18 protein-coding genes are annotated in these 25,728 nt (G+C 47.6%); 8 read left to right on the top strand and 10 right to left on the bottom strand.

Annotation, left to right across the window (positions count from 1 at the left end; genetic code table 11):
• Positions 1-17 precede the first annotated feature (17 nt).
• The 3 genes from AYJ58_RS10025 to AYJ58_RS10035 are packed head-to-tail and all read right to left on the bottom strand — an operon-like array spanning position 18 to position 11,292.
• Positions 18-2,282: a PfaB family protein gene (locus AYJ58_RS10025; RefSeq protein WP_106649994.1), complete on the bottom strand. Its 2,265-nt coding sequence runs from the start codon at positions 2,280-2,282 to the stop codon at positions 18-20.
• Entirely contained in the window at positions 2,279-10,426 is an 8,148-nt protein-coding gene (locus AYJ58_RS10030) for a type I polyketide synthase (RefSeq protein ID WP_106649995.1), read from the bottom strand. The genes AYJ58_RS10025 and AYJ58_RS10030 overlap by 4 nt, the downstream gene beginning before the upstream one ends.
• Positions 10,423-11,292: a helix-turn-helix domain-containing protein gene (locus AYJ58_RS10035; protein WP_106649996.1), complete on the bottom strand. Its 870-nt coding sequence runs from the start codon at positions 11,290-11,292 to the stop codon at positions 10,423-10,425. The genes AYJ58_RS10030 and AYJ58_RS10035 overlap by 4 nt, the downstream gene beginning before the upstream one ends.
• Positions 11,293-12,100: 808 nt before the next feature.
• On the opposite strand from AYJ58_RS10035, the gene AYJ58_RS10040 reads away from it, so the two are divergent.
• From AYJ58_RS10040 to AYJ58_RS10050, 3 genes are all read left to right on the top strand, one after another.
• Positions 12,101-12,994, top strand: coding sequence for a 4'-phosphopantetheinyl transferase family protein (locus AYJ58_RS10040; protein WP_232790878.1), 894 nt, complete (start codon positions 12,101-12,103; stop codon positions 12,992-12,994).
• A 192-nt stretch (positions 12,995-13,186) separates the two neighbouring features.
• Positions 13,187-13,732, top strand: a complete 546-nt coding sequence (locus AYJ58_RS10045) for a hypothetical protein (protein ID WP_106649998.1) — start codon at positions 13,187-13,189, stop codon at positions 13,730-13,732.
• Positions 13,733-13,820: 88 nt separating this feature from the next.
• Complete coding sequence (locus AYJ58_RS10050; RefSeq protein WP_106649999.1) at positions 13,821-14,561, top strand: sporulation protein; 741 nt, start codon at positions 13,821-13,823, stop codon at positions 14,559-14,561.
• 49 nt (positions 14,562-14,610) lie between these two features.
• Here AYJ58_RS10050 and AYJ58_RS10055 read toward each other — a convergent pair whose 3' ends face one another.
• Entirely contained in the window at positions 14,611-16,599 is a 1,989-nt protein-coding gene (locus AYJ58_RS10055; protein WP_106650000.1) for an alkyl/aryl-sulfatase, read from the bottom strand.
• Positions 16,600-16,722: 123 nt separating this feature from the next.
• On the opposite strand from AYJ58_RS10055, the gene AYJ58_RS10060 reads away from it, so the two are divergent.
• Positions 16,723-17,664, top strand: a complete 942-nt coding sequence (locus AYJ58_RS10060; RefSeq protein WP_106650001.1) for a LysR family transcriptional regulator — start codon at positions 16,723-16,725, stop codon at positions 17,662-17,664.
• Between the two features lie 94 nt (positions 17,665-17,758).
• Here AYJ58_RS10060 and queF read toward each other — a convergent pair whose 3' ends face one another.
• Entirely contained in the window at positions 17,759-18,616 is an 858-nt protein-coding gene (gene queF, locus AYJ58_RS10065) for an NADPH-dependent 7-cyano-7-deazaguanine reductase QueF (RefSeq protein ID WP_106650002.1), read from the bottom strand.
• A gap of 59 nt (positions 18,617-18,675) precedes the next feature.
• On the opposite strand from queF, the gene syd reads away from it, so the two are divergent.
• A complete protein-coding gene (gene syd, locus AYJ58_RS10070) occupies positions 18,676-19,326 on the top strand; it encodes a SecY-interacting protein (RefSeq protein ID WP_106650003.1) in 651 nt (216 codons plus the stop codon).
• Positions 19,327-19,481: 155 nt separating this feature from the next.
• On the opposite strand, the gene AYJ58_RS10075 is transcribed toward syd, so the two are convergent.
• Positions 19,482-20,255 (bottom strand): Zn-ribbon-containing protein, encoded by a 774-nt coding sequence (locus tag AYJ58_RS10075; RefSeq protein ID WP_106650004.1) that lies wholly within the window; start codon positions 20,253-20,255, stop codon positions 19,482-19,484.
• Positions 20,255-20,638 carry a hypothetical protein gene (locus AYJ58_RS10080; protein ID WP_106650005.1) on the bottom strand — a complete coding sequence of 128 codons (384 nt, stop codon included), beginning with the start codon at positions 20,636-20,638 and terminating at the stop codon, positions 20,255-20,257. The genes AYJ58_RS10075 and AYJ58_RS10080 overlap by 1 nt, the downstream gene beginning before the upstream one ends.
• Positions 20,639-20,802: 164 nt before the next feature.
• Here AYJ58_RS10080 and AYJ58_RS10085 point away from each other — a divergent pair, with 164 nt between their 5' ends.
• Positions 20,803-21,210 carry a DUF3192 domain-containing protein gene (locus tag AYJ58_RS10085; RefSeq protein WP_106650006.1) on the top strand — a complete coding sequence of 136 codons (408 nt, stop codon included), beginning with the start codon at positions 20,803-20,805 and terminating at the stop codon, positions 21,208-21,210.
• Positions 21,211-21,226: 16 nt separating this feature from the next.
• Here the strand turns inward: AYJ58_RS10085 and AYJ58_RS10090 are convergent, their stop codons facing one another.
• Positions 21,227-21,460, bottom strand: a complete 234-nt coding sequence (locus AYJ58_RS10090; RefSeq protein WP_106650007.1) for a DUF2789 domain-containing protein — start codon at positions 21,458-21,460, stop codon at positions 21,227-21,229.
• 148 nt (positions 21,461-21,608) lie between these two features.
• On the opposite strand from AYJ58_RS10090, the gene AYJ58_RS10095 reads away from it, so the two are divergent.
• Positions 21,609-22,256: a GNAT family N-acetyltransferase gene (locus AYJ58_RS10095; RefSeq protein ID WP_106650008.1), complete on the top strand. Its 648-nt coding sequence runs from the start codon at positions 21,609-21,611 to the stop codon at positions 22,254-22,256.
• Positions 22,240-22,545 (top strand): DUF962 domain-containing protein, encoded by a 306-nt coding sequence (locus tag AYJ58_RS10100; RefSeq protein ID WP_106650009.1) that lies wholly within the window; start codon positions 22,240-22,242, stop codon positions 22,543-22,545. The genes AYJ58_RS10095 and AYJ58_RS10100 overlap by 17 nt, the downstream gene beginning before the upstream one ends.
• Before the next feature lie 1,729 nt (positions 22,546-24,274).
• Here AYJ58_RS10100 and AYJ58_RS10110 read toward each other — a convergent pair.
• Both AYJ58_RS10110 and AYJ58_RS10115 read right to left on the bottom strand, forming a co-directional pair.
• Positions 24,275-24,661, bottom strand: a complete 387-nt coding sequence (locus AYJ58_RS10110) for a DUF3301 domain-containing protein (protein ID WP_106650011.1) — start codon at positions 24,659-24,661, stop codon at positions 24,275-24,277.
• Positions 24,658-25,671 carry a DUF3549 family protein gene (locus tag AYJ58_RS10115; protein ID WP_106650012.1) on the bottom strand — a complete coding sequence of 338 codons (1,014 nt, stop codon included), beginning with the start codon at positions 25,669-25,671 and terminating at the stop codon, positions 24,658-24,660. The genes AYJ58_RS10110 and AYJ58_RS10115 overlap by 4 nt, the downstream gene beginning before the upstream one ends.
• Positions 25,672-25,728: the final 57 nt, after the last annotated feature.

Consider the following 25,728-nt stretch of genomic DNA (forward strand, 5'->3'; position numbering starts at 1 on the left):
AGGGGAATGCTGAGAACTCACTGGGGTTCTCCTTGTGGTAATACTGCTGATGATAAAGGGGCTGCGTTAGCACTTAATGGCTTAATGAGCGGCGCGAGCGACAGCGGCACTCTGTGGCTTATCAGCTGAGCTAAACACTTGAGTAAGCTGGTAATCGCGTCGGCACCCTTGGCATTGCAAGCAATGGCGGCTGTCGCCGCGTTCGCAGTGCTTTGGCCGGCATGGGCATGGCCGATTTTATCGATGAGCGTGCTGGTTTGCCTATCGGCGCCCACTTCGATAAACAGCCTAGCGCCTTGCTCAGTGGCATGTTGAATGAGCGCACTAAAGTCGAGTGGCGAACAAAAGGTATCGGCAATCGCGCGGCCGATGCTTGTGCTATCAAGGGTGACTGGCGCAGTTTGCGCTGCGCTGATAAAGCGAATAGGCGAGTCTTGCGCCGCTGCTTTTAGCGCCTCAGCTTTTAGCGCTTGCGTATAGAAATCTTGTACTTGTCCATGGACTAACATGGCGGGTGCGGTATGCATGGCCGTGACGCGATTAGCGGCAATGCCGCGTTTACCTAACGTGGCAAGCAGGGCTTTGCAGCTTGTTTCGCAGCCAGCAATGACGCAAGTATCACCTTGAATGATGGCTAAGTAGGCGCGAGGAAACGCTGGCAATAATGCCTTGATTTCATGGCTACCTGAACGCACCACAAAGCTGTTCCACACTATGGCTTCATTATCCTTAAGCTGCCATGCCCGGCGCACTGCGGTTAGCTCGCCAGAAATCGCATGGTTGAAAATATCGCTATTTTCGGTGGCGTTGATCATTGCGTGCGGGGTTTGCCACACATCAAGGCTTGCCCACATGGCGGCTTCGCCCATAGAGTAACCGAGTGCCATTTTGGGCTTAATATTAAAAACTTGGGTGAGTAATTTAGTGAATAAATAACTGGCCCCCACGCCGCTAATCGCTTGCTGGCTTAAGCTCATGTCTGCTGCGGTTTTAACATCTGCTGCATAAATTTGCGGAGATTGCAGCATGGCGCTTAAATCGCCTTCACGTTCTAGCTGGTGATACAGCGTGGGGAAATATTCATGCAAGTTATTGAACATATTGGCGTAAACCGTGCCAACGCCGGGATAAACAAAGGTCAGTCCTGCATTCCCTAGCGGCTTAGCGGTAAAACAGCTGCCTGCTGGGGTCTTAAAGGCTTGACCCTGATGACGAACCGCATCATTTTCAAGCGCCGCAAGCATGGCGTTGGCTTCAAGTTTCAGATCATCAATCGATGCCGCCATCAAGACTAATGCCAGTGGTGCGTTGGCATCATAGCGTTCAAACCAAGGTTTGAGTTGCTCAGCGCGAAAGTCAGCGTGCAAGCCGGCGCCATTTTCCAGTGTGCCCGTACTATTTTCTAGAGTGTTAACTCGCTGCAAAAGTTGTAATAGTTGCGCTATGAGTGCATCAATATTGTCAGCACTTATCGGCACAAACAGCCGGTTTTTATCAACAAGGGCTTTGGGCACGATAACTTGTGAGCCTTGGGTCAGCACAATACTTTGGTTTAGATGTCGAGATTCATCCGTTTGACTTGACGTCTTTGCGACAAGATTTAGACACAACACCCGTGCTTGATGTTGGTCGCTAAACCAATAGCCCGTTTGCTGATTTTCCCCTTCTTTACCATAAAGCGGCGCTTGTGTGCGCGCCGCGAGAGCGGTTACGCCTTGGCGCAGCGCAATACATGCTTCGTTGAGCGTGTTAGCGACAAGCTGATGCTGAACGGTTTGTGCTGGATTGCGCTTTGCCGCCCCTAATGCCTTATTAGCAACAGCTGCCGCATTAGCAACAGCCGCATTCACGTCACCTGTCGCCCCATTGCCTGCGGCAAAGCCCGCAATAAACCCGTGGGCGTGCAGGCGCAGTTTGGCGGCGGTTAAACCATCGAGCAAATATAAAGACTGGGGCAGATTGCCATCATTGAATTTAAGTTCAACCAGCTTGCCTTGCTCAATGGCCGCCACAGCTTGGCTCAATAATGCAGCAAGCGACCTTTGTTCAGGCACTCTAGGTTCATGATATGTCGGCTCATGCATTCTTGGCTCATGTGCTGTCGGCCCATGTGTTGGCGAGAGGTCGGCATCTACAGCGCAAATCTGAACGCTTTCATGTTCCGCAAAACTCCCTAATACTTGGGCTGAGTGAGAGTCAAGGTTGAGCGCATCGCCAAGCAACACTGCAATACGCAGTGGCTTGGCGTTATTTGTCGTTGTTAAAGGAGAGGCTAAGTTCACTCGACTTTTGCCTCCACGCTTTCAATGGCTTTATTCGCAACTTTATTGGCAACTTTATTCGCTAAAAACGCACCGTTAAGGTTTTTGCTGATGGTGACTTTGGCGTTGCTCATTTCGCAGCTTAAGCGGCCATCTTGATGATATAGCGCGATATTGGCTTCAAGGGCGCGGCCAGAGTGTTTCACCACCTCGAGCACTAAATGGCCTTTATCGCCAAAGGCAAAGGGCGCATGGGAGATAAACTCACCAATGCTTGATGGCAAACTTGCCGCGCCATATTTGAGTCGTGCCCACACCAGCATTGCCTGTAGCAACAAATCTTCCGCAAAGGCTTGTGAGCCTTTAGGCGTGAGATTAGGTACAAAATCCCCGCAGTCCGCTAACGCAACATGGGATAGGCTCACCTTGGCGATTAAGCTCGCATCGTCAAACTTCACCACCGACTTAATACCTTGCAGTCTTGGGCCGTGGAACAGCGTGCCGTCGCTGTAAAGGCGGCTCGCGGTTGTGATGGCAGAAAGTCCTGCCAAGCTTTGCGCGTCAAAAGCAGTTGCTTTGTTCAAGCTGCTAGCCGTGTCATCAACCACTAAAATAGCTTGATATTGCGGACGACCTTCAAAGCTGATTAAGGCATTGAATGCTTGTGCATTATCCAAGGGCGTTAGCTTAAGTTCCAGCATGATGGGGGCTGCACTTTCTAACACTCCATTTTGTAACACGTCAGTGTCGAAAATAATGCCCTTCAGCAGCTTGTAGCTTTGCACTTTGACAGGCTGCTTGAGCACGTCAAAGGCGGCTTCACGCATCCACTGAATCGCGCACACAGTCGGCAATACGGGATTACCATTAATGCAGTGATCTTCAACAAAGATCATTGCCTTAGGGTCCAGTGTGCGCTGCAGTGTTAGCGGTTGCGTGAAAGCGATTGCAGCAAGTGTTGATGCCAAAGCATGCGGATCCGACGCGTCAGTGGTCAGATCCGCTTCAGGCTTTTTTAGATTGCTACCTTTAGTTTCTTGTACTTCGTTAGGCTTGTCGTCATGAGGTGCGCTGCCTTGCATATCAGTACCGACCAGCAATTGTGCGCCTGTGTTGCTCAACAATTGGCTAGCAAATAACTCAGCACCCGCCTTTAACGGGATCACATACACACCGCGATCGATAAACATCTTTTTCAGCGCAGGATTCACCATGCCGCCGTCCCACGGACCCCAATCGAAGCTCATCACCTTGGCATTGGGCAGTTGCTGCGCCAATTGCAGTGCGGCTTTGTTGAGTATGTCGTTGGACATAGCGTAATCGCTTTGGCCGGTATTGCCGTAAAAACCTGCCGCCGATGAGAACAGGGCAACCAGCTTTAGCTTATCTAAATCCAGTGCGGCTAGCAGATTGCTAATGCCTGTGACCTTAGTGCCATACACCCGTGCCAACTCATCTAAGGTTTTGTCTTGGATGTGTTTATCGGCGAGCACGCCCGCACCATGGATAATGCCAGTAATAGGTGATAACTCAGTGATCGGCACTATCGTGCTGGCGATCGCATCAGGGTTGTTAACATCGAGACTTAAGTACTCAGCGCTGGCGCCTACCGCGGTAAAGGCTGCTAGTGCGGCTGCAATTTCTAGGCTGCTTTGCACTGGCCATACTAAGGCATCCACTTGTTTTGGCGTGGGTTTCTCGCCCAAGCTATGAATGTGGGCAATAGCAGCGGCTTTAAGTTCGCTGTTATTTTTGCCCTGTGCCCAAGCGGGAATCGCTTGTTGGCTGCTTCTGCCGGCAAGGATAAAGTGCGCCTTGCTGCGTTTGGCCAAACTTAGCGCACATTCAAAGGTCACGCCTTTTGCGCCGCCGGTCACCAGAATTTTATCTGCACTCGTTAAGTTCGCTGCGCCGTGGCGGATATCTGCCTTGCCTGCCACTAAGGTCACGCGCTCAAGTGCTTGGGCTGCGCCTTGGCTAACACCGACTTCTAATAGCTTATCAGTTGCAAATAGCTCAGCGATAACCGCATTGGCCAGTTGTTTGGCATCAAGTGCGGGCGCGATATCTAAGGCGCGGCAATGCACACTTGGCCACTCGTGGCTTAAGGTTTTCGTCAGGCCTGATAACGCTGCTTGGTTTAATTCGCTATTGGCAATTTGGCTGTGGTTGAGGTAGCCAAATCCGCCGTCGATACGACTGACGCTGATAAAGCTACTTTGTCCCGTGACCAACAAAGGTTGCAAGTGTTTAGCGAACAAGAAGGCTTGCTCGACCGACGCTTTGGCGACATTGGACAACACTAAACCTTTCGCATCGGCGGCGGTTTTATGTTGCGGTTGCAGATGAATAAAGCCTGCAACCGTACCTAACTTTTTGATCTCATTAATGACATTGCTAATGCTAGCATCGTCAATCGCGGCCAAGGTGAAGCTGGCAATATGGCTATCAAGCGGCGATGCACCAGTTACAAGGCTTTCTGGTGAGCGCACAACCGCGACCTTGAGACCTTGAGCATGCAGCTTCTGGGCAAGTACACCGGCATTGTGACCATCATCAGCGATGATAATGCAGCCATCTTTAGCAAAAACGCGTGTTAGAGCCTGTTGCGCTGATTGCTTTGACGATAGTTGCGCTAGCTCAGCCGCCGCTGGCAACTTTTTTAGCACCACCTCACTATGGGGTGGTAAATCTTGTGGCGGTAAATCGATAGTAGGTTCAGGCTGAACGACAGCGCTAACTGGCGCGGCATTCTGGCTTACCGCGTTTTGGCCTAGCTTGCCTTGCATATAGCTAACTATTTCACCTAAGGTACGACACTCGGCCAGATCTTCAGGATTGAGTTCAGGCAAGCCCGGTAGCTCGTCTTGCACTGTGCCTAAAATTTCAACGCGCTTGATGGAATCGATACCTAGTTCGGCCTCCATATCCATGCTGAGTTCTAGCATTTCAGTGGGGTAGCCAGTCTTGTCGGCCACCACAGCCATCATGGTTTGTTGCACTAACGCAGCGCTTAAACCGCTGGCGGCAGGTACGGCTGTTACAACTTGAGTGACTACATTTGCTGTTGAAATCGACGTAGCAATAACAGATCCCGCAGCGGGCAGCTTGCTATTCATATAGCTTACGATTTCACCCAAGGTGCGACATTCAGCCAAATCTTCTGGGTTGAGTTCAGGTAAGCCCGGCAGTTCGTCTTGCACTGTGCCTAAGATTTCAACGCGCTTGATAGAGTCGATACCTAAATCGGCTTCCATATCCATGCTAAGTTCCAGCATTTCAGTAGGGTAGCCTGTCTTGTCAGCCACCACAGCCATCATGGTTTGTTGCACTAAGGCAGCGCTTAAACCGATTGCGGCAGGAGCTGCAATGGTTTGAGCAACTGGCGCAGCTGTCGAAGCAATAGCCACCGCTGCTGGTAATTTGCTATTCATATAGCTAACGATTTCACCCAAGGTACGACACTCGGCCAAATCTTCTGGGCTAAGTTCAGGTAAGCTCGGCAGTTCGTCTTGCACTGTGCCTAGGATTTCAACGCGCTTGATGGAGTCGATACCTAGATCGGCTTCCATATCCATGCCAAGTTCCAGCATTTCAGTCGGATAGCCCGTCTTGTCGGCCACCACAGCCATCATGGTTTGTTGTACTAACGCAGCGCTTAAACCGCTGGCGGCGGGCGCGGCAATGGTTTGAACAACTGGCGCTGCTGTCGAAGTAATAACCCCTGCTGCAGGTAATTTGCTATTCATATAGCTAACTATTTCACCCAAGGTACGACACTCGGCCAAATCTTCTGGGCTGAGTTCAGGTAAGCCTGGTAGCTCGTCTTGCACTGTGCCTAGGATTTCAACACGCTTGATAGAGTCGATACCGAGATCGGCTTCCATATCCATGCTGAGCTCCAACATTTCAGTGGGATAGCCAGTCTTGTCGGCCACCACAGCCATCATGGTTTGTTGCACTAACGCAGCGCTTAAACCGCTGGCTGCAGGAGTTGTTGGCGCTGTTGTAGAAACTATAACTTGGTCAGCCGCTGGCAATTTGTCATTTTGTGTAAGCTTACTTTGCATGTAGTCAACGATTTCACCTAAGGTACGACATTCGGCCAAATCTTCTGGGCTAAGTTCAGGTAAGCCCGGCAGTTCGTCTTGCACTGTGCCTAAGATTTCAACGCGCTTGATAGAGTCGATACCTAAATCGGCTTCCATATCCATGCCAAGTTCCAGCATTTCAGTGGGATAGCCTGTTTTATCGGCCACCACAGCCATCATAGTTTGCTGTACTTTTTCAGCACTTAAACTGTTCGTTGTTGTTGCCACAGGTGTCACTTCTGGCATCACCACAGCAGGCATGACTAATGCGGGTGCGGCAGGAGCTGCAGGCGCCACTTGTACTGTCGCAGCAGGCGCATAAGCAACAGGAGCGGTTTGCACGACAGGTGCAACAGGTGTGCTAACCGCTGGTCTTGTCGCAACAGCCTGAGCCGCGACTGGTGCGGCATTGTGTGCCACTGTCGATGCAGCAACAGGCGCAGGAGCAACAGGTGCAGGAGCAACAGGTGCAGGAGCAACAGGTGCAGTTGCTCGTGGCTGACTTGCAACCGCAGGGGTGAAGTGAATCGGCGCATTGTTTAGCATGGCCAAAGCCGCTTGGCTGCTACTGCTTTGCAGTTGCATAAATTCGGCGTGGCTTTGCAGGGTTTGCGCTTGATGCTGGTGGAACATTTCCATTGAGCGTTGCAGGCTTTCAGGGATTGTAATGCCAAGGCTCGCCATCTTGGCTTGTTCTGTCATCAGTGTCGTGAAGGTATCGCCATATTGCTGCGGGATGGCTAAAAACTGTTGATGTAACTGCGCCGCTTGAGATTGTACGCTGAAAAATGCCGTTAACGCATCGCCGCTGACGTTTGCTGTGCTTGGGCTCAACGGTGCCGTCGCTTGTTGCTGGTGATTTAAGCCTTGCGTCACGCTTGAGGATGTTTGTTTCATTTCAACAGCTGCCACTTGATTCGCTTCCACTTGATTCGCTTCCACTTCTATTATTTTTTCAACCACTTTTTCGACTATGACTTCTTTCTCAACGATTTTTTCGACTTCTTTTTCGACAACCGTTTCAACGATGCGATCCACATATTGCACTTGGCTAGTCACGCTGCCTGTGGCGAGGGATTTCGCCATCTTAGCTTGGGTTGCGGCACTGATGTGGTTAGTGGCGGTGAGTTTGATGTTCATCGCCGATGGCGCTTCACGCTCGGCAATCTCCTGTGACGTGACGGCTTGATAGGGGTCAACCTCAGTTAACGCCACACCAGCTACTGCGAGTTGCACTGCGGCTAAGCGTAATTGACTGTCACTGTCGCCCTTAGGGTTCGGGTTCATGCTGACAAGGCAAAGCTCATTTAAGTGTTCACTTAAGGTATTTTCAACGAGCTTTTGTAGTATGTTCTTAGGGCCAAACTCAACAAACACACGGGCGCCAGCGTCATACATGGCCTGCAGTTGTTCGCTAAAGCGAACCGATTGCAGCATGTGTTGCTTAAATTCTGCTTTAATCGCTTTGCCATCACTTGGGTGTAGTTGACCTGTGCCGTTGGCATAAAGCATTACTTTTGGCGCGCTAAATTTTGCTTTATCAATGGCTTTGGCAAAGGGTTTTTGTGCGTGTCCAACCAATGGGGTATGGAACGCGCCTGAGACGGGCAGGGCAATCGCTTTAAAGCCAAGTTCGCTAATGGCTTTAGCGGCCAGCTGAGTTTGTTCTGTGCCACCTGCGATAACTAATTGTGTCGGCGCGTTGTAGTTGGCAATTATAACGCCATCAAACTGGGCTAAACAGCTATTGAGCGCATCAATATCACTCTTTTGTTTGAGGATGATGGCAAACATTTTGCCTAAATCGACTTGAGCGCCAGTATCATTTGGCGTTTGCGCCATGGCGTGTCCACGGGCGAAGGCCAGTTCGACGTAATCAACACTCGAAATCACGCCAGCCGCGCAAAGGGCTGACAATTCACCAAAGCTGTGACCCGCCACCATATCGGGGGTAAAACCTGCCTGAGTTAATAGTGAATATTGCGCCATTGAAACCGCGCCTATGGCGCTTTGGGCGAACAGGGTATTAGTCAGCGCCGCTTCTTGGGCTTTAACCGCATCTGCATCGAATGCCGGAATAGGATAAAGGATGTTGGATAACGGCGTTTGGCCGTGGTGAGCAAATACCTTATCGCTGGCCATCACTTGTTGGCGCATTTCAGGGAAATGGCAGGCGAGTTCGCGGCCCATGTTCAGGTACTGTGAACCTTGGCCGGCAAACAGAGCGGCCACTTTCTTTGATTCATCTTTGGTAACTAAAGCTTTTGCGCGGTAGCTGATCCCAGAAGGTAACTGCCACGCTTCGCTTGCATTGCTTTCTAGGTGCCCGCTTTCTAAATGCGCACTTTCTAGATGAGAGATGGCTTGATTTAACTGAGCTTGCAGCTGAGCGATATCCTTAGCCACAAAACCTAAACGGGCATCTGTGTCTGCCAGCGCGCGTAGCGGATATTGCTGAGCGATAGCGTTCAGGCTCAAAGCGCTGCTCTTATTGGCGTTCGTATTCACGCTTTGGCTCAGCGCAGCTTTTAACTCGCTAAGCAGCGCAGCTTTATTGGCGGCGGCAAATAATAGCGTTTGCGGCACACTGCGCTGACGGTACTGCTCATCACGGCTGTGCTCGGGTTTGTATTCTTCTAATACGAGGTGGAAGTTCGTGCCGCCAAAACCAAAGGAGCTTATGCCAGCACGGCGCGGCGTACCGTCAGTGCGTTGCAGCCATGGGCGCGTTTCGGTATTTAAATAGAATGGTGAGCTTTCGATATTCAGTTTTGGATTAGGCTTGCTGACGTTAATGGTCGCAGGTAATACCTTGTGGTGCAGCGCCAGCGCGGCTTTGATTACCCCCGCAGTGCCCGCTGTTGATTTAGTGTGGCCCACTTGGGATTTCACTGAACCTAACGCGATATGTTGATTGGTGTCGTTGCCTTGGGCAAATACCGATTTTAAGCCATTAAATTCAGCCACATCACCTGCGGCAGTGCCCGTGCCATGGGCTTCAACTAAGCCAATGCTGTGCGGGGCAAAACCCGCGTCGTCGTAGGCGCGCTCCAATGCTTTAGCTTGGCCTTCAGGGCGCGGCGCATAAATACTCTTAAATTTACCGTCCGATGAGGCGCCAACGCCTTTGATGACGGCATAAATTCGGTCGCCATCGCGTTCGGCATCTTCAAGGCGCTTAAGTGCAACCATGCCGATACCTTCGCCGATCATCATACCTTTTGAATCGATATCAAAGGGTTGAATGGTTTCGTTAGTGGTGAAGGCCGGCGTTTTTGAGAAGCTCATGTACATGGACGGCGAGTTGTCGGTACAGACACCGCCGGTTAACATCATGTCGCTGCGACCTTCGGTCAGCTCCGTCAGCGCCATACGCATAGCGGCAAGCGAGCCCGCACAGGCAGCATCGACCACACAGTTCATGCCACCAAAATCAAAACGGTTGGCGATACGGCCTGCAATCACGTTGCCTAAGGACCCTGGGAAAGAGTTTTCTTCCCAGTGGATATATTGGTCTTGGAACTTTTTGATCAGCATTTCGCTGTCTTCATCGCTCAGGCCGCTGCTTTTGAATACTTTTTTCAATACTGGATATTGCAGGCGCGAGTTCAAGCTCTGACTGATTTTTTGACCACCGCCCACGCCTAGCGTGATACCGATACGATCGCGATCATAATCGGCGGGCAGATTGGCGTCGGCGAGCACTTCTTTGGCGACAATCAGCGACAATAGTTGCGAGGTATCTGTCAGCTCAAGAATATTGGGCGGCAGACCAAACTCCATGGGATTGAAGTCGACTTCAGGCAAAAAACCACCGCGTTTACAGTAGCTTTTATCGGCTTTGCTTTTGTCGGCATCGTAGTAATCTTCGGCGCGCCAATGGGTGTCTGGGATGTCAGTAATGGCATCGATTTTTTCGCTGATCAAATCCCAAAATTTATTTAAATAACGCGAGTTTGCAAAGATGCTGGCCATGCCGACGATGGCAACGGGCATATCTTTTAAGCGTTTGTTGAGTCGTTTATCTTTTTTTGACTCAGTTGCAGAATTAGGTACAGAAGGGGTATGGCTCATAAAGAGTCTCCACGGGTCGACCTGGATACGGTGACCTTGTTTTGGGGTTCAGCCGCGCTTGTCTTTGGCGTGCCATGGGCACCGGGAAAACGGGCTAAGAAGGTGTGATAGTTGCGAACGAGCAACTTTCGTAAATGAAACGGCCCATGTCTGAGGACATAGGCGATATATCTATTGGTCGCTTGGGTATTGCTGTCTTGATAAATATCGAGGTAAATCCAATCACTTGCCGTATCTATGCCTAATAGCACTGAGCTTGGGGCTTGCTCAGTAAGCTGCGGCGGTATGGTGAGTGAGACCACTTGCACCACAGTATTGCCGTCGGTACTTGGCAGAGCCAGTGCCTTGGCCAAGGTTTCTGGATTGACCGTATAGGTTTGGATATCGCTGCCTTGAGTCACAGGCAATTGATTGAAATAGCGTTCGGGGACTTGCGGTGCTTCAAACTCATCGAGCCGCGATATGCCGTAGCGCTTTAAACAACGGGCAAGACCAGAGCGCGACACATTGGGATTAATAAAGGTTTGGGTAACCTGAAGTAATCTATCTAAGGTGAGTTTTAGTTGATAGCGTAATCCCACCACCACATATTCTTCCATCGGCGTGAGCGTGGTATTGAGGTGGTGAGGCGTGTTCGAACTGTTGCTAATGGACTCACGCTTCCGCCATTTACGCACCGTTGCCTCGGTGATATTTAAAATTTTTGCCAGCTGGCTGACGCTCAGATCCGATTGCTGGATAAAGAGTCGCATTTCAGGCGTGGTGGTGGCGTTTCGATGCCGAGGTGCGCTGTCTTTTTTCGCCGCTTGAGTCGTGCTCTTGGGGGCGTAAGACGGCGCTTTAGATTGAGAGTCGCGAGTTGCCATTAAAAATAATTATCATCCGACATAATCTATTGGGACTGATAAGCGATTTTGGCTGAGTCACGACTGACATTTATGACTAATGTCGTGACACTCATAGTAAAACCTGTGCTTATCATCTGTGTCACTTAATGGGGATGCAGATTACCTGAGGTTTCGGGGCGATACAATCATCTGGGACTGGAATTTATTGGCTTTTGTTGAGTAAAGGTATTTTCTGTGCGTTATGTTGGGTTTTCGCTGGCCGCTTGGGCTTTTTAATACTTTGATAGTGGAAGAGTTAAATTTTTAGCGGCGATAAAGGCCGCTTTTTTGAGTTAGCGGGGTAAAATAGCCCAATATTGACTTAAGCCTCCTCTGTGATGAGTGAAACTGTGCGGCTGAAACGGCTAACTTGAGCGACTGTTTGTGTGGCTGATAGCGTTGAAAACAAGCTAAAGATGGGCTAGGCATTGCACTAAATATTGCGTTGTAGATTTCGCCACTTATTTTGCTACTGATTTTTTCTGGCATTGGCTCTAAGGCGTGATATAGCACTGATCCGACTATATAAGATGGCTAATGAGTCAGATAGTAGTGAACCCAGATAAATGAACCCGAACAATAATAAATCCAGATAAATGAACTCACATAAATGAACTCACATAAATGAACTCACATAAATGAACTCACATAAATGAACTCACATAAATGAACTCACATAAATGAACTCACATAAATGAATCCTGAACAGAATGCCGCTAAGTGCTCTCCAGAAAGCCAGCCAATGATAACTCATCAGCCGCAGGGCTTTGTACAGCTAGGCTCTCGAATGACTGATTCTCTAGCATCTAGCAAAAATGGCGTGAATGTGGATCTATTTTTTATTCCGCTGCATGATATTTCAGTGGCCAAAACATTACTCGCCGAGTCTTGGTTAAGTGAGGATGAACTGGCAAAGGTTGCGCGTTATCGCGACCCCAAGGCGCAAATGAAGGGATTACAGGTCAGGGCGGCGCTGCGGGCCGTGTTATCTCACTATGCAGATTTATCGCCACAGGATTGGTGTTTCGAATATGGCGCTAAGGGTAAACCGAGCTTAACGACGGCATTACGGCAGCAAACTGGGCTCGAGTTTAACCTAAGCCATAGCGGCGATTGGTTATTGATTGGTGTGGCTCAGTTTCATGGCGTTGAGTCTGGTTTATTTGGGGTCGATATTGAAAGATCGCGGCCGAAGACGGATATCTATCCAATCCTAAATCATTATTTTTCTCCCCAAGAAACGTCAGCCTTGCTCGCTCTCGCCGATGAAGCGAGTCAGCGGCAGCGCTTTTTCGATTTATGGGCGTTAAAGGAGTCCTATATCAAGGCCACGGGACTCGGTTTAGCGCAGTCGCTTAAATCTTTCGCCTTTGAGCTAAAGCCGTTCGAACAACTGGCAGTCGAATCGCTTGAGCTATCCTGTCAAGATGCCGCATTAAGGCAATCCTGCGGCGTAGCAGAGAGGCTTAATGTTTATCCACATATTTCATTACAAGTCCCGCTACAAATTCCAATACACACACTGGATTTAGCAGACCCTGTGCATTGGCAGGCACATTTTGGTCGTTTGACCGAGGAGTATCGCTTTGCCATTAGCCTAGCGCATGCCGGTAACGCCAGTCTTCCTTTAACGTTAACCGCACAGCTGAGCAGTATAGAGTACTTACTTGTTGCTGATTAACGACGAAAGTGCGTGTTTTTTTCACGCCAGTAAACTCAGATAAACCGCTGAAGTTCGCGATCGCATTTAGCCATGGTTCTTTCTCCGTCTTATCTTGCTATCAACCCGTTTTATTCATCTTCGGTTAAACATTGCTGGGTATAGTCACGCCGATAATATTCTGAATTTGAATGGATTAAATGAGGTTTAGCAATGAAACAGATTAAGTGCATGTTACCGGCTACTATGCTGGTGTTGCTATCTGGTTGTGGTTATTTTGGTGGCGATGAAAAGCAACAATTAGAGCAGGCTTGGTTAGCCCAAGATCCACAATTGCAGCAAGTGGTTGAGCAAATTCGTGCTAATGGCTTAGATGTTGTGGCCCAAAGCGCAGCGGCGGGCACAGTTTCGGCCTGCGTGGCTGAAAAACTGAGCCAAGATCCGCTTGGCAAGTTAGTGAATGTTGAGGGCTCGCTGGTGGAGTCGGCCAAGGTGGCAGAATTGCTGGGTGACTTACAGAAAGTGATGGAACAAGACATCAGTTTTGATCAGGTCGCGAGCTTGCTGCAAAAAGGCGCCGATGCGGCGGCCTATGCTAAAAGTCTCATTGAGCAACAAGGTTTAGATCAAGCCTTACAAAGCCTTAAGCAAATGGCGACTGCGAGCGAGCAATTTGCCCAACAAGACTTAGGTGCGCATTTCCAGCAATTATTGCTTGAGTGCAAAACTGCAGCGCCAACGCCAGGTTCTGCGAACTAATTCTGCTTTGTTAATCTGACAACATTATCCTCAATCACTTGGAACTAGGTTGATGATAGTTAATAGGTTCACTGGATAAGGAACCCCTATGTTTAAAAAAATGCTTGCCTCTGTCGGAATTGGCGGCGCGAGTGTCGATACTTTACTGGAAGATAATCGCTTGTTGCCGGGCCAAATGTTTAACGCGACAATCGTCGTTAAAGGCGGCAATGTGGCGCAGAGAATTTCGGGACTCGACTTGGCGTTAATGACTAAAGTTAAAGTGAGTACAGATAATGGCGATTATTTTAAAAATCATAAGCTTGCAAATTGGCGTTTAAGCGACTCTTTTGAGATCCAAGCTGGTGAAGTGCGCAACATTCCTTTCAGTGGTAAGTTGCATCCTGAAACGCCATTTACTCAGTTACCTGTGCGGAATAATCAGTGTCAAGTTTGGCTGCAAACAGGTGTAGATATTGATTCAGCGATTGACCCTAGCGACACCGATGTTTTGGTTGTCATGCCTACACCAGTCCTTGAACATGTGCTTAATGCTATGTTTAGTATGGGTTATGTACTTTATAAGGCCGATGTTGAGCAGGGATTCTTGAATACCCGCGCCTTTCGCTCAACCTCTGGATGTTATCAAGAATTTGAGTTTAAGCCGCGTAATCTAGGGTTAAATACGATACGTGAGATTGAAATCTCTGTGGTGTGCGAAGCCGAGCAAACCCATTTACTGCTTGAATTAGACAGGGCATTTCGTGGTGATGGCTATTTGTACTTTACGTTAGCCAATAACGCTAGCGCCAGCCAAGTGTTAGAAGTGTTCAAGGCGAATATACGCTAGTCAATCTTTTTCCATAAAAACGCCCTGAATTATCAGGGCGTTGATGTCACTACTTCGCGTTCGGAAGTGGGACGATTTCAAAGTTTTCATCAAATTTTACTAAGGTCGACGCTATCTTACCGAATGCCGCTTTATCGCCTTCTAGTTTGGCCGTGCCGTTGGCAAGTAAGTCTTTGAGGGTCACTTTGCCGAGTAAAATCCCGGTAATGTCACGCTTATCAATATAAAGATTGGTGTCGGCCTCCATTGGTTTGTCAACCTTAATATTGCTTAAGTTACCGTTACTTAGCTCGACGTAGAGAGTGTCTTTGGTATCGGGGTTAATCACATTAAGCCTTAACAGTCCAAGTTCAGCGGCCTTGATACTATCGACTTTGACGGCGAGAAAGTCGAACAGAGTCGAGATATCCATTTCACCTAAAATATCAGCCGAGGCCGATTTAGGGGCGCCGGGTTGGATCCCTGTGCGTAACTCTTGGGCGCCAGTTAGATAAATGTTGCGCCAGCCTGCACCCTCCGCTTGGTAACCCAGTTGTTCATAGGTATCGGCCAGTAATTGTCTTGCTTTTTCGTTATCGGGTTCTGCCATGATCACTTTATTCAGTGCCGTCGCCACGAAACGGTATTCGCCTTGAGCATAGTCAGCTTTAGCATGTTTGAGTACGGCTTTAGCACCGCCCATATACTCGACAAATTTTGCTGCTTCATCCTTAGTCGGTAGCGGGTTTAAGTTGGCTGGATTCATATCGAAATAGCCTAAATACATGTTGTACACGGCTTTGGCATTATGGCTGTAGGTGCCATGGTAGCCATTGGTATACCAAGTATCGCGCACCGCCTTAGGGATAGTGGTTTGAATCGCATCGCCAATATCTTGAATACCCACGCCATTATTGGCTAAACGCAGGGTTTGATTATGCACTAGACCATAGTTATCCCTTTGCATTCTGAGGTAAGCATTTACATCCGCATTGCCAAAGACTGGCGCTGAATGGGCCTCAAAAAGAACCTGCGCATCATCGCCAAAGCGTGTCAGCAATGCATTGATATCCTTAGACCATTTGATGGCATCACGGACTTTTGCACCGCGCAAGGTGTAAATGTTGTGCATACCATGGTAGGTGAGTTCACCCGTCCACAGGGCTTTCATTGAGGGAATATAGGTGGCCATTTCCGAGGCGGCTTCTGTGCCTGAGGCATCCATAAACACCATTTCTATGCCATCAATGGTGCGTGTTTTCCACTTATCTTTAGCATTTAAGGTGATATCGGGTCTTACGTAGGTTACTTCGCCTTTGGACAATCCTTTTGCGAGTGCGGCATCGACAATGCCTTGCTCGTTGCGCTCTAATGTTGCGCCGTATTGATAGGCGGCGCGGCGGCTCATGGCATTACCGGCGAGAACATTTTCGTCGACAATTTCTTTGGTAATGTTATTTGAACCATAGACTCTTACCTTAGGGTACATGTCTTTAATGGCGCGGGAACCGCCAAAATGGTCCGCATGGCTGTGGGAATAAATCATAGCGACCACAGGTAAGTCATTACCCTCTGGCAAGTTTTTTAGAGCAAATTCCAATGATAACTTTGCCGCTTCTTTGGTGAGCAGCACGTCATAAAGGATCCACCCCGTTTTACCGCGGATAAGCGTTAAGTTCGACAAGTCAGTACCGCGAACTTGGTAAATCCCCTCTGTGACCTTGTATAAGCCGTTAGACACCATATTCAACTGGGCTTGGCGATAGAGTGAGGGGTTGACTGTGTCTGGGGTTTTGTCGCCGATAAAGCTAAATTCAGTGCGCAAAATGGCGGCTGTTGGTTCATCGAGTTCGGCGATGAGATTCTTAGAGAACTCTTCAAAGGCTTTTTTATCTGTGTAATTTAGAGTGGCTGCTGTGGCCTTGTTGACCTCAGTAGTTTGCTGGGTCGCAGGCTTTCCCTGATAGTGCAGGCTGATATGTTCATGCTCGTGTTCTGCCGCTGTCGCGCTGAGGGAGAACGTTGCGATAATACTCAATGTCATCAAAGATTTTTGCATAATTTTACCTACAGATAAGAGAGATAGTGTCGTTGATGGTTTGAGTATAGACAGCTTGTGTATTTAGATAACTCGAGTTAGCTTGGGTTGTAATATTCATATTGTGAATGAGTGCTTTCCCTTATGCCGACACAAAAGCCGTTAGATTTAAACTTATTGCGCGTGTTTATGGTGGTTTACCGTACTCGTTCATTCACCCAAGCGGCTGATGAACTGGATTTAACTCAGTCTTCAGTCAGTAATGCGATCAGCCGATTCAGGGGATGGGTCGGGGAGTCATTGTTTAATCGGGTTGGGCGAGGAATTGAGCCGACAGCGGTAGCGCGGGAAATGTACCGTAAGTTTGAGCAGCCGATGGCAGATATTGAAACCGTATTGCTAGGGTTTGAGCATTTTGACCCAAAGTGTAGCCAGCGGCGCTTTTATGTGTATGCCAATGAGTCGGTTATCGAAGCGCTACAAACCGGTGTGCAGGCGTTATTGCAGGATGCGGACATTGAAGTAATTTTCCGTGAATCACCACCTCAGGAGGCTGATTTATATCGCGATATCTTGCTTGAGCGGGTTGCGGTGGCGATAGACATTAAACCCGCGCAGCAAAGTTTGCTCTCGAGCAAGTTACTCTTCACCGAAACCTTAGTGTGTATCGTCAGTCGGCAGCATCCTCGGATCCAAGGCACCATCACCCATGAGCAGTATTTTGAGGAGAAACACGTCTTTTTGAATATGCGGCGTTTTAATCTTACTGCGGGGGATTTGTTTACCGAAGGCGTGTTGCCAAGGCGCAGGATGTATAGTGAGCAGTCATCCTTATTGAGCATGTTTGCTACCGTAGGCAAAAGTGAGGCGATAGGTATAGCGCCTTTGCGGTACGCCAGTCAGTACGCCGAGATGTTCGGCATCCAAATTTTACCTATGCCACTGAAAACAAGACCCATTGATTTGTATATGGTGTGGAGCAGTAAATACACCCAAAACCCGAGTCATCAATGGCTTCGAAACTTATTGCTCGATGCCAGTGCGAGCACAGTAAATGAAAAAGCTCTGAATCTTGTTAGCAACTAGGGCTAGTGATTCAGAGCTTAGTGTCGGTTTTTAACCTTGGTTTTGTCTCAGTGCTAAACGTTAGTTCGAAATTTGCTAGTCGAATGGGCGTTAATTATTGTCTTGCGAGTCTGTGGCTTTCACCAGGTTGCTCGAAGTCACTGCGATATGGGTTGATATCTAAACCACCGCGGCGCGTGTAGCGGGCGTAAACGGTTAATTTAGTGCAATGACAGAAACGCTTCAAATCGACAAAAATCCGCTCGACACATTGCTCGTGGAACTCGTTATGTTGGCGGAAAGAAATCAAATAGCGCAGCAGTTTCTCGCGATCGATTTTAGGTCCTTGATAACGGATCATTACGCTGCCCCAGTCGGGTTGCGAAGTGATCAAACAGTTGGATTTCAGCAGGTTTGAATTAAGCGTTTCCGCAACCGTTTGCTTATCGTCCGTGCTGTTTTCCAAGTAATCAGGATTAAAACTATAATCGCTGACTTCAATATCGAGATCGTCAATACACGTGCCTGGTAACTCAATAATACGCTGAATGCCAAAGCTTTTTGGTTCGATGATTTTAACGCTAACATCACCTTGGGCACATTGACTTAAGTCTGCGACTAAGGTTTTTTGCAGTGAATCTAGGCTATCGAACTTGGTCTGATTAAAGCTATTGAGATACAGTTTGAACGATTTCGACTCAATCAGGTTCAGGCTTTCATAGCTTAAATGAAATTCAGCTATGGCCACCATAGGCTTACCTTTAGCATTTAACCAAGACAGCTCATAACCCGTCCAGATATCGGCACCATGAAACGGTAACGTCCCAGTCAGTGCAATAGCATTACGGTTTAGTGAGCGTGGAACCCCTTGCAGCAGCGACGCATCATACTCGGCTTGATAGTCTGTGGCTTTACCTAAAGTCAGGCCAACAAGCGCTTGCGCATCACTATAGGGATCGTGATTCTGTGTCATCAATACTGTTTCCATGTCAAAATAGGCGCACATTATACCTGAAATTGGATTGTGCTTAAGTGTCTTGTCTGCTCGCACTCGATAAATTTTTGCAAAACTATCATCAAGCTTACCTAACGAGTTTAGGTGAACTACCGCGTTATTACCCACAGGGTGAGCCTTCTGTGTGTATTCAAGGCGAATTTCATGCTGATCTTGATCAAGCGGTTTCTTGGCAGCCGGTGAAACGCGAAGTCGAAGGCAGTTTTGCCAATGTTGAGCATGCGCTTGAGTTGACTTTGTGGCCGGAAATTAATCATTTTTACGGTCAGTATTTTTCTGCGCCGTTATTGTTCGACTCAAAATGGGGCACGGGTGAGTTACTGCAAGTGTGGAATGAGGATGATTTTACTTGCCTGCAGCAAAATCTGATTGGTCATCTAATGATGAAGAAAAAGCTCAAGCAGCCACCGACGTGGTTTATCGGTTTGTTAGATGAGGGCGATAAAATGCTCACCATCAACAACAGTGATGGCAGCGTGTGGATAGAGCTTCCAGGTGAGATCCCCACCCAGCAATTGTCGCCAAGTTTAGCGGAATTTATTGGGGCGTTATCACCACGGATAGCACCGCCCGTTAAACATGAAGAACTGCCTATGCCCGCATTAGAACATCCGGGGATTTTTGCCAGCTTTAAACGTATGTGGCAAAACCTCTTCGGTAAACGCTAGTTGGCGGGAGCTTGACGCTATCTTGCGGCGAGCTCTTAGCCTTCAACCACGTTTAGCCAGAGTGTGAACGCTCTACCACACTGAGTTTGAGCGTGAACGCTCAACCTAAGCATGGCTGATTCTTAGGTTGAGGTCTTTGGCGGGATAAAATGATGTTACTGATGATCCCAAGACAGATTCGATACTATGCGGCAAGGCTCGCAGCGAAAGTGGAACATATCCAATAAAGGTTCATCGAGTTTCCAATCATGACTACCACAGCGTGGACAAGGCCGCGCTTTTTCTGAGGCTAAATCTTGGCCACCGACGCGGTATAAGTAGTAATAAGTCGGGATTTTAGTGAGATATTCGATACGGCCGCGCAAATCCCAACCTCTACGAAATAAATCACTGTCTGGACTCGATAATTCCTCGAGTGCGGCAAATTCTGCTTTGGTGGCCGCCGCCATTTGTAACTCGTCACAGGCTTGCCATTCGCTCTGCCAACGGATAATGCGTTTGTGATCGCCATTAAAGGTTGCTGGAAGTCGATATAAGGGAATGGGCAGTAGATTATCGCCGCTGCGCAGGGGCGAGCACATGTGTACAAAGCTGGTATACAGCAGTTGCCAGCTCGGTGTGTCGGTATTGCTGACCTCAGAATTAATGTCCTGACCGATAAACTTTTCCCGCGGCGCGAGTAGCTTAGCGTCGGTTAACTCTACTAAGGCTTTTTTGACCCAAGGGCTGTGATATTTATGCGCTAAACTGCTTTTCTCTGGCATCAGTAAACGCACTCTAAACTCACCGTCATTAAAGGCGACCGCAAATTCTCGCCCTAAGATTTGGCCGTTAGCTCGATAGGCTTCGAGGAGCTGATTAATGGCTTTTTCGGCGGCAGAGATAGTGGTGTCGGCGAAGCATTCAAAACGCAGTTCAGTGACAAACATTAAGCGGTTTTTCCTTGGGATTCTAATAAGTTGATGCGTTGTTTAAGTTCAAGCAGTTCGTTTTTCAATTGCATTATTTCTGCTTTTTGCTGCTCAGCATGACGTTCAAAATGCGTCTGTTGTATCTGCAGACGCTCGGCAAGCAGTGCAAGCGTCAAGGTATCGTTAGTTGCAGTGGCTTCGGTTGTCGGGCTGATGGCTTGCAACTCGGCTAAACGCTCGCGATCCGCCTTAGGCATAGATTTAAATTGCTGTAGACCTTGGATCAATATAGGTAAAGGTAGGCTGCTACCTAAACGGGTTTTTATTAAGGCAAGGCTCGGTACTTTACCGCAGGCCTCGAGCGCACGTGCCGCAGCCAATACTTGGTCAAGTGGACTCATAATTAGCAAAATTCCTTAATTTGTTGAATGATTTAAACTAATCTCAAAAGGTCGTGTAAGTTTTTTCATTTAAAAACAGTGTGTTGTCATTTGGCATCTATTTTGCTTCTTGTCCTGCCTAAATCGCTTTTTTAAGCAAAAATAATAATCACATAGGATGTCACATGATTAACCATAAATTGAATAACAAACTTATCGCCATCACGTTTTTAGGGCTTGCAAGCTTAGGTCTTAGCGGCTGTGTGGTCAATGTCGGTGATGGCGAATCGGGTTGGGATAGCAGCGAATCTTGGGAAAAAGTGCAGGATAAAAACCGTACTAACTTAACCAAACTGAGTTTAGGGATGCCCAAAGACCAAGTGATGATCTTAATGGGCACCGCTGATTTTAGTGAAGCCTACATTCAACAAAGTGCTCAACAAGGTGGATCGAATAAAGAAGTCTTAGTGTTGTTTTATCGTACCCAGCGTAATAATGGCGATGGAAAAACCACCAAGGACGAATGCACACCTATTGTGCTGAGCAACAATGCCTTAGTGGGGTGGGGTGAAACGGCTTACAGCAAAATTTAACCCCGCGAGTTTTGTTTTATAATTTACGTAGCTGAGTATCAAGTTGCTCAATGGGCTCAGTCCATTGAGCATCAGCTTCTAGGCCTTCGATGATAAAGCTCTTTTGAGCAGGGGTCCAAAAGGGCGCTTGGCTTAGATGGATGTGATGGTCGATATCATGGGTTGCAATAAATTGCGCTATGGCTTCATCGCTACTGTCTAAACCGAGTTGCTCGAATAAGTGGCTTAAGTCTACTGGCGTAGTATCCATCATTATTTCCTTTTCAGTATAGTGCCTTCGTTTAGAGTAAACGCCTGATTGAAAAATGCAATCTATGATTAAAATTTGCACTTTTCTGTTTCCTTGGTAAATTAATTGTTACTCATAAAAGTGTGAGCTAAGTCAAGGAATACTAATAATGGATAATGAGACCTTGGAAGGCTGCCGTGCAGTCTATTTGACAGCGGAAGACTTACGCATTGCCGCTTCTATCCTCTATAACGCTTACCATGATGACCCTTTTTTTGTCGATTCACTTTTCACCTCAGATAAAGCCGCTTACGAGCAAAAACTGCGCGCCGCGATCCGCGAAGAACTCAATACGTTATGGCAACAAAAACAAGCACTCATAGGTTTGTTCGACCATGACAGACTGGTTGGTTTAGCCTGTGTGGTAACGCAAGAAGTGCCTTTGGGAGAAGGGCGTTACTGGCATTGGTGCTTAAAGATGTTGTTAGGTACGGGCTGGCAATCGACCCAAGCTTTGATGAAAAAAGAGTCCAGTATTGTCGAACTCTTACCCAGTAAGCACTGCGGTATTTTGCAGTTTATCGCCCTTGCACCGAACGAGCAGCATAAAGGACTCGGACATAAGTTAGTCCAAGCGGTAGTGAGTTGGTGTGATGAGCAGCCGGATTTGGATGGCATTGGTGTGTTTGTCGCTCAGGAGAGTCATCTGCAATTATTTACCCAGCATGACTTTGTCTCTTTAGGCGAGCTCAATATCGGCAGTGTCCATGGTCAGTTATTATTCTATTCGGTTCAACAAGATGACTCACTCTTATAAACGGTTCGCCGATTTTTATCCTTTCTATTTATCCCAACACCAGCACCCGACTTGCCGGCAATTGCACTTTGTTGGCAGTTGTTTAGTCTTGCTGCTTATTGGCATTGCCTTGGTTTCACAAGCCTGGTGGCTATGTTGGTTTATTCCGCTCGTTGGCTACGGTTTTGCGTGGGTGGGACACTTTGTATTTGAGAAGAATCGACCCGCGACATTTCAGTATCCCTTTTACAGTTTTATGGCAGATTGGGTGATGTTTGCTCAGATGATCCGCGGCTTTTTTAAGCGTTAAAAAAGCCGCCCGAGTGAGATGCCCATACCCGTGTGAGAGATCGCTTACAAACGCTGTAGGACATAATGTTTTCTTTTTGATTGTTTTTTGTTCTTCTTGGTTTAATTTTTAATTAAATCATTAGTTTGTGTTTATTTTTCTCCTGTTCGGTCGTAATTTCTTTTGTAGTCCGTTCTTTGAGCCGAACAAAAAAGTCATGGTTAACGTAGAATTCACTCATGGCCAAAGCAAATGGATAGCAAGGAAAGCGAAACAGGCCAAAGGGACGCAAGAAGCAACGAATTAAGATTTCATGGTTGAAATCGCTGACGGTAGGAAAACTGTCATTCGCCTAGGATAGGCTAAGGAAAAGCAGGATTGCTTTTCAAGGATGATTAGAGACAGTGAGTCGTATCGTCAGGATGATGAATTTCAGGAAGAATACAGGACACGCTTAAGGATTAAGCATGAACTCGAGACAGGATGTGTCGAGACAAGGATAAAGTATAAGGGTGAACAGCTTGTACTACTCTATGGAAGAAAAATTTTTGCAGGATGCAATAGGAAGAAGTCATAGGAAGTGACAGGCTCTGTAAAATGGATTTACAGGTCAAAGGACTGAGTGTTATCTCACGCAAGTTTGATACACAGGGACGAAAAGGAATTACAGGGACGACGCAGGACGCAAGCAGACGCATGGATGGTGCAGGGAGCACAAATCGAGCAGGACGGCTTACAAAGGATAAATGGGGCGCACTTTAGTTGCGCCCTTTTCTTTGGTTCATTTTCAGCATTAATCTCGCTTTGCCAAGAAGCTATAACGCTATTCACACAGATTTTATCTTAACTCTGCTTAAAGACTTCTCACCGTAAAGCATGTTTACCAGTCTACTCCTCTTATTGCCCAATGATTTACTCTCTGTGTTGACTGTGTTTTGGTCATGCAGAATGCTTGTCGAACTTTGAGCGATAGCGGTTTATGCATAAGTTCTTCAGGGGAGAAAATTTAGCGTTTGCTTACTTTTGATTCGAATTGCCATCCTCCGTGTAAGAGATCTCTTACAAGTATGTAAGTAATTTGTAAGTTAAAGGGGTGGTTATGTCTTGGCTTTGGTTATTATTTTTATTTATATCAGCCGGTTAGTCTATTTTTCATCAGTTAAGCTCACTATTTTCGTTAACATTTTAAATAATCCGCAATGAGTACTTTTGTTGGTTGGCGTAGAATTCATTTTGTAGAAGGAGTTACGGGCAACAGGATGTTGGCGATCAGGATGATCGAACAGTGACTAAGGAATGTGACTTAAGGAATAGGGATATAGGCCTTTCAGGATGAAAGATAGCCAATACCAAGGAAGGGAGACTATCAAGGATTGATAGACTCATTGCATAGGATGGCAATGCCACAGGGAGTGCAATTGAATGGATGCAATACCCGTTTCATGGATGATGATGGAACCGCTCAGGAAAGAGCAAGCTTGGGACTGGATGACCAAGAGATAGGGAAGTACATGAGTACAGGGACCTCAAGGATTGAGCAGGGATGAAGCAGGACGCAGATTGACGCATGGATGGTGCAGGGAGCACAAAAATAGCGGGATAGCTTAACAGAGAATAGGAGGGCGTGGCTTTAGGGCCGCGCCCTTTCTTTTTTAACTTTTACAGTGAGTTATTTTGCAGCACCAGAGAATAACTGATTATTCTCAATTCTGGCGAACAGCTTATTTGAGCCAACATTGTCGATAAAAGCTTAATGGCATTTGCCTGAGCTACAGCCGCTTTGCGTACCACAACCGCCAAATTTCCCCTGCGCTGTCGGCGCCTCTTGCCATTCGGGCTCTGGAAAGATAGGCCATTCTATTTTTTGAATTTTCTTACCTTGCATCCAAATATGGCCACTGTACTGGTTAATGCCGTCGGTGCTGAATTCAAATAAATATTTCGCTTTCCAACAAATCCCCGTGGTGCCGCCAATACTTGGGCGGGCGGTTTCCATTGCTATGGCTAACAGTTGCACTTTTTGTCGCCAACATTCATTTTCGGCAAAAATACGGCTCAACTCTGCCATTTGGCGTAGTTGCCAAAAGAATGCGGCAATCACGACGAGGCCAATAATTAACAGTAAATCTGACATCATTTGCTAGCTGCCTTAAACAAACCACCTATGGCTTGTGATAGTTGAACACTTCGATTGGGATTTCTTAATTCGCCTAGTAGTTGATTGCGCAAACTAGGAATTGCCACAATATCAGCAAAGACCTGATTAAAAAAGGCTTGGGGCTGCAGTGCCAGAGCTTCTAAGTAAAGACTGCGACTTGAATCTTGTTTTAATACCGACCAGTTACGTCCGGCAATGCTGATGAGGGCATTGGTATCTAAAGAGGATTGGCCGTGTAGATGCGCAAACGCTTTTTGGCTGTGTTTGGCGCTAGAAGCCAAAGCGCGAAGGAAATAGGCTTGGTGTTCTGGCGCTGCATCTTGAAGTTTTGCGAGAATTTTATCGGCGAGTGTGTCGCTAATCAGTAAGTGCTCAAGGCACTGACATAGGGCGATTTGCACTTCGATGGCGGCGGTGTCAAAACTCGATACTAACTGCTGCTCATGATCAAATTCATTTGCGCGCGCACATACATCGGCTATGCCTTGCATCCCAATATGTTGCCATTGTGCTGGGGCTACTTGGCCTGACAGGTACTGCACGGCAAATTCGTATTGCGATGACGCGCGTTGGCCGAGTTGTTTACGAACAAGCGCGTTGAATACGGCGAGTTTTTCCTGGCTTGGCTTGAAGTTAAACGGATTATTTGCGAGTCGTTCTTGCTGCTCATCACTGAGTGGCTGAGTGGGATCTTGCCCTAATGCCGCTAATATCATTTCGATAAATTGTGAGCGCGGTGCAGGCGACAGTAATCCTTGCTCATCTAACGCTAGTTTTAGAAACCAAATAAAGTGTTGCTGACTCGCATCCCAAAAGACGATAGCAAATTGCGCATGCCCTTGAATGGGATAGGGATAAGGGGTAGATAGAGATTCGATCTGGTGAAACGCGAGCATATCAATATGTTGCACCCTACGGCCAAGATCATACACTTGGAACTGGGTTTTGGCTGTGGTTAAAAACTGGCTTAAAGTTGTAATTTCAGTCATTTGGCTGCCATATCAATCAAAGAGGCTCATTAAATTGGCGCCATTATAGGGGGAAGT

This window comes from Shewanella sp. Pdp11, assembly GCF_002838165.1.
Classification (GTDB): Bacteria; Pseudomonadota; Gammaproteobacteria; order Enterobacterales; family Shewanellaceae; genus Shewanella; species Shewanella hafniensis.

Coding starts and splice junctions, on each gene's coding strand:
- AYJ58_RS10030 (WP_106649995.1), bottom strand. CDS start 10,426: ATGAGCCATACCCCTTCTGTACCTAATTCTGCAACTGAGTCAAAAAAA.
- AYJ58_RS10035 (WP_106649996.1), bottom strand. CDS start 11,292: ATGGCAACTCGCGACTCTCAATCTAAAGCGCCGTCTTACGCCCCCAAG.
- AYJ58_RS10040 (WP_232790878.1), top strand. CDS start 12,101: ATGACTGATTCTCTAGCATCTAGCAAAAATGGCGTGAATGTGGATCTA.
- AYJ58_RS10045 (WP_106649998.1), top strand. CDS start 13,187: ATGAAACAGATTAAGTGCATGTTACCGGCTACTATGCTGGTGTTGCTA.
- AYJ58_RS10050 (WP_106649999.1), top strand. CDS start 13,821: ATGTTTAAAAAAATGCTTGCCTCTGTCGGAATTGGCGGCGCGAGTGTC.
- AYJ58_RS10055 (WP_106650000.1), bottom strand. CDS start 16,599: ATGCAAAAATCTTTGATGACATTGAGTATTATCGCAACGTTCTCCCTC.
- AYJ58_RS10060 (WP_106650001.1), top strand. CDS start 16,723: ATGCCGACACAAAAGCCGTTAGATTTAAACTTATTGCGCGTGTTTATG.
- queF (WP_106650002.1), bottom strand. CDS start 18,616: ATGACACAGAATCACGATCCCTATAGTGATGCGCAAGCGCTTGTTGGC.
- AYJ58_RS10075 (WP_106650004.1), bottom strand. CDS start 20,255: ATGTTTGTCACTGAACTGCGTTTTGAATGCTTCGCCGACACCACTATC.
- AYJ58_RS10080 (WP_106650005.1), bottom strand. CDS start 20,638: ATGAGTCCACTTGACCAAGTATTGGCTGCGGCACGTGCGCTCGAGGCC.
- AYJ58_RS10085 (WP_106650006.1), top strand. CDS start 20,803: ATGATTAACCATAAATTGAATAACAAACTTATCGCCATCACGTTTTTA.
- AYJ58_RS10090 (WP_106650007.1), bottom strand. CDS start 21,460: ATGGATACTACGCCAGTAGACTTAAGCCACTTATTCGAGCAACTCGGT.
- AYJ58_RS10095 (WP_106650008.1), top strand. CDS start 21,609: ATGGATAATGAGACCTTGGAAGGCTGCCGTGCAGTCTATTTGACAGCG.
- AYJ58_RS10100 (WP_106650009.1), top strand. CDS start 22,240: ATGACTCACTCTTATAAACGGTTCGCCGATTTTTATCCTTTCTATTTA.
- AYJ58_RS10110 (WP_106650011.1), bottom strand. CDS start 24,661: ATGATGTCAGATTTACTGTTAATTATTGGCCTCGTCGTGATTGCCGCA.
- AYJ58_RS10115 (WP_106650012.1), bottom strand. CDS start 25,671: ATGACTGAAATTACAACTTTAAGCCAGTTTTTAACCACAGCCAAAACC.